This is a genomic window from Fodinisporobacter ferrooxydans (assembly GCF_022818495.1).
Classification (GTDB): Bacteria; Bacillota; Bacilli; order Tumebacillales; family MYW30-H2; genus Fodinisporobacter; species Fodinisporobacter ferrooxydans.
This window is the reverse complement of the sequence record NZ_CP089291.1, coordinates 2,594,358-2,606,601: the sequence shown is the minus strand read 5'-3', so window position 1 is coordinate 2,606,601 and position 12,244 is coordinate 2,594,358. Positions and strand designations below refer to the sequence as shown.

Sequence of the window (12,244 nt, the reverse complement as noted above, 5' to 3'; positions counted from 1 at the left end):
ATCTAAATTGGTTTATTGAATCAACTTATTTCTCAATACCAGACAGATATCGATAACTCATTTCAACACTCTCAAGCGGATTGCGTCTTGAAACATCTTGTTCCACAAGGTACCACAGTATGTTGGATGCTTGGGCTGTTTCCAAAATCCCTGGAATATTCAAACAACCGCTGCCAACTTCTGCAAAAAATCGTTCATCGTCATTGGTCATATCTTTGACATGCAACAATTCAGTACGATTGGCATATTTTTTTATATATTCAACAGCACTTTCACCGGCATATTCAATCCAGTAGACATCAAGTTCCGCTTGGACGAACTGTAAATCGGTCCACTGATACAGTGCGTCAAGTGCGTATTGTTCATTGAATTTTACAAACTCAAATGCATGATTGTGATACGCAAATTTCAAACCTTCCTGAGCCAACTTCTCTCCTACCTGATTGAAAAGTGCTGCTAACTTGCGGTAGTCATTCGCGTCTTTTCTGCGATCCTCAGCAATAAACGGACAGACGATATAACTGATTCCGAGTTCTTTTGCTTCTTCGATTACAATGTCCAGTTTGGTTTCCAGGTGCGCTAATGGAACATGATTTGAGACAGGTGTCAAGCCAAGATCATCGACTGCACGACGGAGTTCCCGTATCGACATATCCCCGTATCCGGCAAATTCAACACCTTCATACCCTATCTTGGACACCTTGCGTAATGTTCCTATAAAATCTTCTTTTAACAAGTCTCTCAACGTGTACAATTGAAGTCCTAACTTCGGCATGGTACAAACTCCTTTATGTTTGGTTTTTAGTTCTTCACATAGCGTTTAGACATGGTTTCCATTAGCTGCTCAATCGCCCTGGCTATCATCTCATCAGTGAATCGTCCTTGCCCGAATGCTGTCAATCCCCGCAAAGGCATATATTTCATCATGGCCATCGCCATTTCCGGATTATCTTTCAACGATTCCATTAGGCCGGACTTCTCATTGTAATCGTGGAGCAGTTGTTGAACAATAGGCGCTGCATCAGGATCTGCCATAAGATCGCCGATAAGCGAATTGGGAGTAATTATCTGTTTAGGCGATGCGCTTGATTGAACACGAATACGTGTTGTAAGGACGATCTCCCTGGACGATTTGCCAATACATATATCATAATCTCCGCTCTCCACCTGCCAATCTTTCAAATCGATGTCATAATAGGCAAAAGATCGCTTCTCCAATGTAAATCGCACAGTCTTTTCTTCACCTGGCTGCAGTTCTACCTTAGCAAATCCCTTTAGTTCCTTTTTTGGACGAATAATACTACTTTCAGTTCCTCCCACATATAACTGAACAATTTCTTTTCCCACGACCGATCCGATGTTTTTAACGTTTACACTGACCGTAACCGTTTCACAATCCATGATTTCATCCTTGTCTATGAATAACCGGCTATACTCAAAACCGGTGTAGCTCAGGCCATACCCGAATGGAAACAGAGGTTCAATGTCTTTTGCGTCATAATATCGATATCCAACAAACAATCCCTCTTTGTACTCGACCTTGTCCCCTTTTCCAGGGAAGTTTAGATAGGATGGATTATGGCTCAATTGCTTGGGAAACGTTTCAGCCAGTTTTCCGCAAGGATTCGCATGACCAAACAGGATGTCTGCAATGGCTCCTCCTAAAGCTTGACCTCCCAAATACGTTTCTAAAATCCCTTTAACGCGATGAAGCCATGGCATTTCCACTGGAGAGCCATTACTTAATACAACCACAACATTGGGCTGAACATCAGCTACAGCTTCAATTAATCTCAGGTGATTTTCCGGAATGCTAATGTGCTCCCTATCGTAGCCTTCCGATTCGTAGCGTTCCGGTAATCCAGCAAATACCACAGCCACATCCGCTCGAATTGCCGTTTGTCTTGCTTCATCAATCAGTTGTTCATCAACATTGTCATTCTCAAGAGAGTAGCCATCTGCATAAAGTACGCGTACACCCTCGCCTGCGACCTTCCGAATCTCATCATAAAAATCGTCCAGACTCGTAGGTTGAACGTGTGAGCTACCACCACCTTGATATCGTGGTGACTTTATAAACTCACCAATTACCGCAATGGTCCCTTCTTTTTTCAGCGGCAAAACAGAGTCCTCGTTCCTGAGCAACACAATACTCTCGCATGCCGCTTTTCGTGCCAACTGATGATGTTCTTCCCGATCATATGAGGCATTTTCCTTCTTCTCGCCGACCGCCTTGAAAATCACAGTTAACAGCCTTTCAACCGCTCTGTCCAGCACTTCTTCCGGAAGTTTCCCACTTCTCACCGCCTCGACAATGTTCCAATCCCTTAATCCGCCGTTACCCGGCATTTCAAGTTCCAACCCAGCCTCGAGTCCATCGACACGGTCATTCACAGCACCCCAGTCGGACATGACGAACCCAACATGACCCCATTCTTCTCTTAAAATATCTGTCAGTAAAAATTTGTTCTCAGAACAGAAATCGCCGTTCAACCGATTATACGCACACATAACTGTCCACGGTTTGGAACGCTTAACAGCGGTTTCAAAGCTGGCAAGATAGATTTCCCGGAGCGTTCGTTCATCCACAATCGCGTCTATTGACATCCTTCGGTGTTCCTGGTTATTTGCGGCAAAATGCTTTAATGAAGTCCCGACTCCCTGACTTTGGACTCCTTCAATATAGCTTGCCCCCATTTCTGATGATAAGTATGGATCCTCTGAAAAGTATTCAAAATTTCTCCCACATAATGGAGAGCGTTTGATATTCGCAGCCGGTCCCAATAACACTGAAACGTTCTCTGCCTGGCATTCTTCCCCCAACGCCATTCCAATTTCTTTTATCAATGTGCGGTCCCAGGAACAGGCCACCGTTGCTCCGGAAGGGAAGCAGGTAGCTGGAACACTGTCATGAAGTCCCAGATGATCCGAGTCTTCCTTTTGTTTCCGTAATCCATGGGGACCATCTGCCACCATAATGGGCGGAATGCCGAGTCGTGGAATTGGTTTCGTATGCCAGAAATCGAATCCTGAACATAAACTTGCTTTTTCTTCAAGTGTCATTTGCAAAATAAGGTCTTGAATGTCTTTGTGCATAGTTATCTGCTCCTGTGCAATCATTGTCGTTGATTTCGGAAGATATCTCTTCCCGTTGAAAATATATTTGTAAGTCTACAAACATTATGTTGGATGAACGGGATAAAAATCTGCTCAAACATATATCCAATCGGCTTTATTTGCTAAAACCTGCAGTCATGCCTGCCAGTAACTGCCTTCTGCCGAAAATATATGCAATGATAAGCGGTATTGCCGACAGTGTGACAGCTGCCATGATGGCTGGGACGTTCATCGTATATTGACCTTGAAAATGCTGCAATGCAAGAGGCAAGGTCTGTAAGTTCGGGTTGTTGGTGAGAACTAACGGAAACAAAAAGTTGTTCCAAATCTGTACAAAATTAAAGATCCCAACGGCAGTCAGGGCCGGTTTTGATAGTGGGAATGCAAGCCTCCATAGGAGTCCCAATGTGCCAATGCCCTCCATCATCATAGCCTCATATAATTCCTTCGGAATATCACGTAAAAAATTTACAAGAATCAAAATGGATAAAGGTAAAGCAAACGCCACGGATGGCAAAATCATTGCCCAGAGTGTATCATACAGACCCAGGCGGAATATCAAGAGGTAAAGCGGAATAATGGCTGCTTGAATGGGAATGGCAAGACCAGCCAAAAACAACATAAACACCTTGGAACTAACCCAACCCTTTAGTCGTACGATCGCGTACGACGCCATCATACCAAAAATAATAATCATTACAAGCGACACCAGAGCCACAATGGTACTATTCAAGAAGTATATTCCAAAACCTTGTGAAAGGACGCTTTGATAGTTTCCGAAATAAAGATGTTTTGGCGGTAACCAAGGCAATCCTGTCAAATACGTTTCCTGGCTGCGAAAACTTTCAAACAACAAATATAATATCGGATAGAGAGCAACGATCAGCCAAAACACGGCTAGTACGGTTACAATGAATTTACGCAGCATCTGCGACGGCCCCATATATTTGTCATACTCCTTCCGCCTGGCTTTCCATGTTTTTAAATCCGGTTAATCGAATCATTACTACCGATAACAAGATGCCAAAAACAGCAATGACAACAGCCATTACACTGCCATATCCCATGAGCTGTTTATTAAACGCCGTTTCATACATATTGAGAGCAAGCACATTGGTTGCGTCGCCTGGTCCGCCGTTTGTCAATATATAAATCAGGTCGAAGTAGGTGAGTGATCCAGTGAGCATCAAAACAGTGGATGTAACGACGGTATACTTCAGCTGCGGCAGAGTGATAAACCAGAACTCTTGCCAACCGTTAGCGCCATCTAGACATGCGGCTTCATAAAGCGACTCTGAAACTTGTCTGCGCCCAGCCTGATACAAGAGGCTATGGAACGGTATATATTGCCAGGAAACGATTGCTACCAGACTCCATAATGCGAGACGCGGACTCCCCAACCAGTCTAACGCCAGAAACTTTAAGTGAAGATTTGTCATTAACGTGTCAACCAACCCAAAATTCGGGTTCAGGATATACGACCACAGGAGGCCGATCGCGACGGAAGACAGCAACAAAGGGAGGAAATAACCCGTACCAATCCAACTGCGATGCCGCTGCCGCCCTGCCAAATACAGCCCGACCATCATGGAAATTGGTGTTTGAATAAGCCAACTGAAGATCATGACTTCAATAGTTAACCAGAGGGATTTCAACGCCTCCGTATCATGAAAATAGGCGATCCAATTCGATAAACCAACAAAGACGGGACTCCCTAATCCGTTCCACTTTAATACGCTGAGATAAGCCGCTCCTAGCATAGGCCCAATCCCAAACATAATAAAGAGAATGAGAGCAGGGGAAAGTAACATTAGCGCCAACCATTGATTTCTGCGTTGACTCTGCACAGATGCAGAAGTCCGTGCATACCGAGCTGCTACAGGTGTTGCCAACTCTTGATTTGTTTGTTGTTTCTGCACTGCGATACCTCCCTGTTGAACACTTTGTGTGCATTTTACGTTCAATCATTTTGTAAGCCCTATCGGCTCTGACAAAATACTCATCCATGTTGGCCTGCATTTTTCACAAATGAACTGCGGAGGAGCATACCGGCAACTGAGTATCAAGCTGCAGGTCTCATCGGTTACCACCCATTGCTGCCGAAAGCAATGGGTGGAGACGTATTCCTATTCTCATACCGTTTATTGGCCTGCAAGTGCAGCGTTCATATTTGAAACAAACTGCTGGGGGGTCGTTTGAAGTTCAAACAAACTGCTTAAATTTTTCAACAAAACTTGAGCTTCCGTCGGCGGCAATAATTGATCCCAACCGGTAACAAAGACCGGCGCATTCTCCGCTATGTTATATACATCTTTTAAAAATTGGGAATTTTGCGCATGTGCGAATTCGCTTTCAATGCCTTTTACCGGCGGAATCACACCATTTTTAATATCTTGCTTGACCTCGTATTGATTGAATGGCACGTCTTTTAAATACTCTTCCTCCGCCTTGACACTTTTGCTTTTCGAAGATATGTAATAATAATTTGAAATGTTCCCCATCAAATCGGCTTTATTTCCAACCCCATGACTGACACTTGGAAACTCTGTCCATGCTAAATCGCTTTTCGTGAAGGCCGGAGCGCTCGCCTGAATCGAAGGAAACACCCACGTTCCTTGCAAAAGCATCGCCGCTTTCCCTGAATAAAGCAATGCTTGATCCTCATTATCATCTGCACTCACACCAGAGTAACCCTTCTCAAACGCTCCTGCTTTGACTAACTGTTGAATCATTTGCAAAGATTGCAAAATAGCCGGGTTGTCCCACGCGTCCTTGTTTTTGTTCAGAATGCCTTGAAACACCTTCGGTCCGCCAATTCTGTCCGTTAAATACATCAGCCACATTAAATCAGGCCACTCGTCGCGAGCACCGATGGAAATTGGAGTAACACCGTGCGACTTAAGAGTTTTCACATCGGATACGAGTTGATCCCAAGTAGCCGGAACTGGAATATTATACTTTTGGAAGATTGATTTGTTATAATACAACAGTTCCGGCTGTGTGCCGGCGCCCTCAGGAACTCCGTAGATATGTCCGCCGAAAGTAACATTCCCCCAAATACTCGGGAAAAATTTATCTTTGTATTGTGGATTCTTTTTTAAGAAGTCGTCCAGAGGCAGAACTTTATGTGCATCTACATACGTTTTCAGGATGCCGCCGCCCCAGCCATATATGATATCAGGGGAATTGTTGGCTCCCATGGCAATTTGAATTTTTTGCTTATACGCGCCGTTGCTGTAAAATTGCAAGTTTGCAAACGTATCCGGATGTGCCTTGTTAAAATCGTTTGTTGCTGTTTTAAAAATGGTTTGTAACGGGCCGGTTTGAACGTCCCAAACGGTAAAGCTTTGCTTGTTTGACGAATTTGAAACACTTGTGCCGCACCCCGCCAAAAGAGTGATAACGCTTACAGAGGAAGCAACAATTGCCATGGATTTTGAAAAACGCTTCATAAACATCTACCCCCCAGAAATGTGTAGACTTTACAATACTGTTTCAAAATGATTCCTTCGTTGATGGCGCTCAATCTCTATATTGTCCGTATGTCACCTCCCGGCGTACTCGTTAATAGACAGGGAATTTCGTCAAGAAAACTGATTGCGCCGTTTAAGATGGAACGTACGCATTGGCACTTCGCTTAAATGTTAATACGTTGCTTTAACGTTTAAGCACACGACAAAAAATAAAATCTTTCCTTACGGTAAATCAAATTTTAACGTTAAAGCTATCTTAGTAATTATTATATCGCTTTCTCGGTGAATGGCAAGCAAGAAATCGAAAAATTACAAGTTTTCTTTATTAACCGTAGTAGAATTCCTGACAACAAGCTTTACAGGGATCTGTAAAGGTTTTTTATACGGAAGGTGTTCCAATTGTGAAATTAACATGGTGCCAGCCTGACGGCCGATCTCATAGACATTTTGCCGTATGGTCGTCAAAGAGGGTCGAATATACTTGGAGAACTGTACATCATCATAACCAACTACCGACAAATCATCGGGAACTTGGTACCCCACGCTCTGCAAAAATTCAATGACGCCAACGGCCATAATATCTGTAGACGCCAATATTGCGGTTGGCTTTACTGTCGAGCGCAACATAATTCTTCGCGCGCCTTCTTTACCTCCTTCTTGACTATTGGCGCCTGTCGCAATGTATTGCGAACTAAAGCTTAAACCCAATTCTTCCTGAACCTCTCGGAAGAACCGATATCTCTCTTGTATATACTCATAGCCAAGCGGCCCGAGAACCATCCCAATACGTCTGTGCCCCAATCTGTATAAGTATTTCATGGCCTCCCGAATCCCTTTTTTTGCGTCAGCAACAACGTAGTCCTCGAAATGTTTATGGCTTCCTCTCCCGAGGGAGACAAACGGTATTTTTTTATCGTAAAAGTACCGTATGTATTCATCATGCATCTTGATCTCAGTGATCACCAATCCATCCACGAGTTCACGAATATGAAGAGATTCGACTTCCCTCAATCCATTCGCATAAATAATGGATGCTACATATCTGTATGCCAGGGCCACTTCCGTCAATCCTCTGAGAAGTTCCGCGAAAAACGGGTCCAAAAATGCGCGTGGAGACATGGGGATAAACAAACCGATTCTGTAAGATCGATTCCTAACCAAAGCGCGCGCCGACATATTGGGTCTGTAATTTAACTGCCGGACCACTGACAATACGCGCTTTCTCGTTTCCTCACTAACGCGGTTGTTTCCGTTGAGAACATACGATACTGTCGCAGGGGTAACTCCCGCAAGTTTTGCGATGTCTTTAATGGTAGGTTTTCGTTCCACCAGTCGAGTTCCCCCTTTTGAATACTTCAATATTATTTACATTGCATAAACTATGTGAAACTTGCTTGTTCCCCATATGAGTCCTAAGAAATCACGTACCAATAAAAATGGCTTTCGTAATAAAAATAAGACACTGGCTAAATGTTATTTTTACAGATTGAGTTTCTAATTTCAAGCACGACACCATTGTGGTTTCATCTGCCCATTTGATGTGTAATAATTCCACCCCAATAAAAGAAAGGTATAAAGTAACCACCAAATGAGGGATCACCTCATACTTTAAATTTACTAATGAGTTCTTGCAATCCTTCCGCCATCTTTGCCAATGAGCTGGCAGATGCCGAGATTTCTTCCATAGAAGCCAATTGTTCTTCGGTTGCGGCTGATACATTTTGTGTTGTCCCTACTGATGATTCCGCAATTCCTGCAATTTGATCCATCACACGTACAATTTCTTCAGTACTTGCAGATAGCTGTTCTGTTGCAGCTGAAGTTTCTTTAATCTGTTGTGACACTTCTTCAATGGATTGTTCGATTTTTTCAAAAGATTGTTTGGCTAAATCTACAACTTCAATTCCTTGATCGACTTCTTTTGTACCGACTTCCATAGATTGAACAGCTTGGTGAATCCCTTCTTGAATTGTCGCAATATAATCAGCAATTTGCTTTGCTGATTTGGAGGACTCTTCTGCCAGCTTCCGAACCTCATCCGCAACGACCGCAAATCCACGCCCATGTTCACCAGCCCGAGCGGCTTCAATAGCTGCATTTAAAGCCAGCAGATTCGTTTGACTTGCGATGCCTGTAATGGCTTCCACGATTTTTCCAATGTTTTGCGCATGATCTCCTAATTCTTTGATGGATTTGGCAACATCTTTTACAGTCACATGGATATGATTCATTTGATCAAGGGATTTACGTATTGCCTCATTTCCTTTCTTCGATGCTTCAGATGCTTGGATCGATGATGTAGATACGGTTTGGGAACTTACAGCAATTTGTTGTACTCCTGATGCCATTTCATTCACGGTTTGAGCGGCTTTCTCCATATCAGATGCTTGTTGTCCACTTCCTAATGCCACCTCTTGAATGGAAGATGCAATTTGTTCGGAGGCTTGGGTGGATTGCTCTGAGCTTGCCAGCAACTCTTCCGAAGATGCAGCGACCTGCTCCGCACTTATCCGAACTTGCTGGATTAACTCGCGTAAATTGTGAGTCATCTGATTAAAACTTTGGGCAAGTTGACCGATTTCATCTCTATTATGAATAGCAACTTGCAAAGTAAGATTGCCGTCGGCTACCTCTTTCAAAATTTCGACTAGCTTGCGAATAGGTTTGGTGATTCGGTTAGAAAAATAATATCCTAATCCAATCGCTAAAAGTAAAGTTACAATGACAACAAGAAAACTATTTCGTTCAAGCGCAGTGTTTTGGGCCATTACGACGCTATAAGGCTTTTCGTTACAAATGATCCATCCGGTCAGCGGATCGGATGTAAATGCAATCATCATCTTGATCCCGTTATCCACTATGACATCCGTTCCACTCGTGCCTTTTAATGCCTGTTGAATATAGCTTGTCTTGCTTAGGTCTTTTCCAGACATGGACGAATCCGGATGGGCGAGTATTTTTCCATCACGGCCGACGATATAAGCGATATTTTGATTCTTGGAAAACTGTTTAACAAATTGATTCAAGGATGAAAGATCTAATGTAGCTGTAACAATGCCGTTTATTTTGTTATTGCTGTCAAAAACAGGTTGTGCAAGCACAATTGCAGCATGACCGGTCGCTTTGGCGTGAATTATGTCGGATACGGCCGGCTTTCCCGTTTTAAGCACTTGTTGAAAATAAGCTCGGTCCTTCAAATTTACAAATTTATTTAAGTCACTTCTGAAAAGTTGCTTTCCATCTAAATTCTCATAAGCTATAACTTCTAATTCCGAATGTACTTTTGCAATTGACACAAGTAATGTTTTAATATTCTTTGAGTTGTTATGATCTTTAGGATAGTTATAAATATCGGGGTTTTGCGCCAATACATGCAGCAAGTCAAAATCTTGATTGATCCAAGCATCTATTTCGGATTGAACAGCTTTTACATTGTCCATGCTAATTTGATTTGCATCGGTCTGTATTTGCCGGTTATTCACGGAAAAACTATAAATAGAAATAAAAAGAATTGGTAAAATACTAAAAAACGCAAGTAATACGATTAACTTTTTTCTCATCCTATTTCTCCCCTTCAGATTGTTTCAAAATATTATTGAAAGTAAAACTTCACACTTTCCGTGTTATTCTTGCAAACATATGAATCGTAGAGTCTACTGCATCTTGAAACCATGAAAATCCATTCCCGATATCATCGAGTATAATTTCAGATCCCCATTTCCTTAATCCCCGAAACAATTTTTTAAACTTTGCCATATCTGTTCCGGTCTCGATACTTTCTGATACAAGTGGTTGTTAGAGATATTCAACTTCTGGATAATCTTCTCTGATATATGGCAGGAAAGAATCATGAAGTAGTATGGAAGGGAAGATATTCAGAAAAAAGATTCTGATTTACATAAACAGACGTAAATAAACAAAATAAAAAACCCATGGTAAAAACCATAAGTTATTGAGGACGGTAGCTGGCTGACATTTCAAAAAGAAAGAAGTCCCTATAGCTTTGCGCCACCAAGTTTCCCAGGTTTTGCCTTTATCAATAAATATTGTATTATAACTATTACGTGAATGATTTATATAACGAGACCGAATACCTTATAATCCTTGATATCACGGTATATCAACAACATTTTACATCACACACAAACAAATGAAGATGTGGGCATTCAAAAAATCTGTAAACATTTGATTGGCTGTCATGCAGATGATCATATGTAAAGTATAGATGATCATATGTAAAGTATAGATGATCATATGTAAAGTATAATAGTACATAATACGACATAGATCAACAAAATTTTCATTCTAAATTATTTGCCTCTCAATCGACATTGTACATTTGAGAGTTTATGTATGGATTATTGTATCTTTTACATGGTCATATTCAGTATAGACAATCCGCTTGAGGCGTTCCAGATGCGTAACTGGCGCGTCTTTTATTTTTGAATAAAAATAGGCAGTAGCGTATAACAAAACTTGACGAAACGGAATAAATAGTACCATAATAAACTTACTAATCCAATTGAGAAAGTAAGGTATTGATTGTGAGTAAATCAAATTTCATTCCTCGTCCCCTTGTTCGAACGAATCAGTGGTTTATTGTTATTTCCGTTATCTCTGCATGGGTATCCCATATCACCTGGATTCTTGCCTTGCCACTTTTAGCGGGTATACTCGGCCTGCTATTTGATTTCAACCCCGTTATGCGTTTTGCTAAATTGTTTTTACGCAAACCATCATCTGCATATATTCCGGAGGATCGCGACCAACAAAAATTCAATCAAATGATCGCCACCATATGCCTTCTGGTAAGTTTGGTTAGTTTTGAAGTAGGCTGGATCGCTATTGGTTATGTGTTTTCTGTAATGGTTGCATTAGCAGCATTCATTGCAATACTCGGCTTTTGTGTAGGGTGTTTCATTCGTTTTCAATGGAACCAATACCGTTTTCGGCGTTCCCAAAATTTACATTGAAACGTAGCAAACATGTAACATTATACCTGTACTATTTCGTTAACCACTTTGACTCTCTTTTCATATAAATTGGCACAGTTGGCGCATCGTAAGATGTCCCTATTTTTTTATTTTTCTTTCTTTAAGTGCGTGTTCAAAAAGTGGTTAAGTAAGACACAAGGAGTGCGAAGCCGAAGCACGAAAAGGCGACGGAGTGTACGTGTTTGGTACATGAGTAAGACGTTTTGGGATTCGGCAAAGCAAGCCGCCGTGGAGTTTTGACTACTTTTTGAACATCCTCTTTAAGAAAATTTGGCTTTGCCAAGCTTTTCGGTGAATCCTTAGTTGCAAGTTTAGTCGAAAAGTATGATGAATATGTAGCACAACATAAACCACTGTATACCGAACGGTACATATAGTCGTATGAAGAGTAGGAGAGTATTCACCCGTTGCCCTCCTACTCCCTCGATTTACTTCGCATTAACGAATTTTACTCCGCCTTCAATTTTTCCAGCTCAGCTTGTAAACGGTCATTCCATTCACGCTGGGCGAACTGTACATCTACCCCAGCCATGTGTCTATTTTGTGACTTTTTTATGAAACCGTTAACATCAAAGAGTTAATACGTTATAATAGACTGTGATACCACTCCATAAACCAGCAAAAATATACTTACTATCTATCTATAGAGGGAGGGGTCAA

At 41.8% G+C, this 12,244-nt stretch carries 8 protein-coding genes and 1 riboswitch; of the genes, 1 reads left to right on the top strand and 7 read right to left on the bottom strand.

Annotated elements, in window-relative coordinates; translation table 11 throughout:
* Positions 1 to 25 precede the first annotated feature (25 nt).
* From LSG31_RS12340 to LSG31_RS12310, 7 genes are all read right to left on the bottom strand, one after another.
* Positions 26 to 775, bottom strand: coding sequence for a sugar phosphate isomerase/epimerase family protein (locus tag LSG31_RS12340; RefSeq protein ID WP_347435409.1), 750 nt, complete (start codon positions 773 to 775; stop codon positions 26 to 28).
* Positions 776 to 801: 26 nt separating this feature from the next.
* A complete protein-coding gene (locus LSG31_RS12335; RefSeq protein WP_347435408.1) occupies positions 802 to 3,096 on the bottom strand; it encodes a glycoside hydrolase family 3 C-terminal domain-containing protein in 2,295 nt (764 codons plus the stop codon).
* Positions 3,097 to 3,232: 136 nt separating this feature from the next.
* A complete protein-coding gene (locus LSG31_RS12330; RefSeq protein WP_347435407.1) occupies positions 3,233 to 4,060 on the bottom strand; it encodes a carbohydrate ABC transporter permease in 828 nt (275 codons plus the stop codon).
* Between the two features lie 7 nt (positions 4,061 to 4,067).
* Positions 4,068 to 5,036, bottom strand: coding sequence for a carbohydrate ABC transporter permease (locus LSG31_RS12325; protein WP_347435406.1), 969 nt, complete (start codon positions 5,034 to 5,036; stop codon positions 4,068 to 4,070).
* A 222-nt stretch (positions 5,037 to 5,258) separates the two neighbouring features.
* Positions 5,259 to 6,569 (bottom strand): ABC transporter substrate-binding protein, encoded by a 1,311-nt coding sequence (locus LSG31_RS12320; protein WP_347435405.1) that lies wholly within the window; start codon positions 6,567 to 6,569, stop codon positions 5,259 to 5,261.
* Positions 6,570 to 6,899: 330 nt separating this feature from the next.
* A complete protein-coding gene (locus LSG31_RS12315; RefSeq protein WP_347435404.1) occupies positions 6,900 to 7,919 on the bottom strand; it encodes a LacI family DNA-binding transcriptional regulator in 1,020 nt (339 codons plus the stop codon).
* Between the two features lie 272 nt (positions 7,920 to 8,191).
* Positions 8,192 to 10,150, bottom strand: coding sequence for a methyl-accepting chemotaxis protein (locus tag LSG31_RS12310; RefSeq protein WP_347435403.1), 1,959 nt, complete (start codon positions 10,148 to 10,150; stop codon positions 8,192 to 8,194).
* Positions 10,151 to 10,547: 397 nt separating this feature from the next.
* A riboswitch (cyclic di-GMP riboswitch) is annotated at positions 10,548 to 10,632 on the bottom strand.
* Between the two features lie 502 nt (positions 10,633 to 11,134).
* Here LSG31_RS12310 and LSG31_RS12305 point away from each other — a divergent pair.
* On the top strand, positions 11,135 to 11,563 hold the full coding sequence (locus tag LSG31_RS12305; RefSeq protein WP_347435402.1) for a DUF4395 domain-containing protein: 429 nt from the start codon (positions 11,135 to 11,137) through the stop codon (positions 11,561 to 11,563).
* Positions 11,564 to 12,244 lie beyond the last annotated feature (681 nt).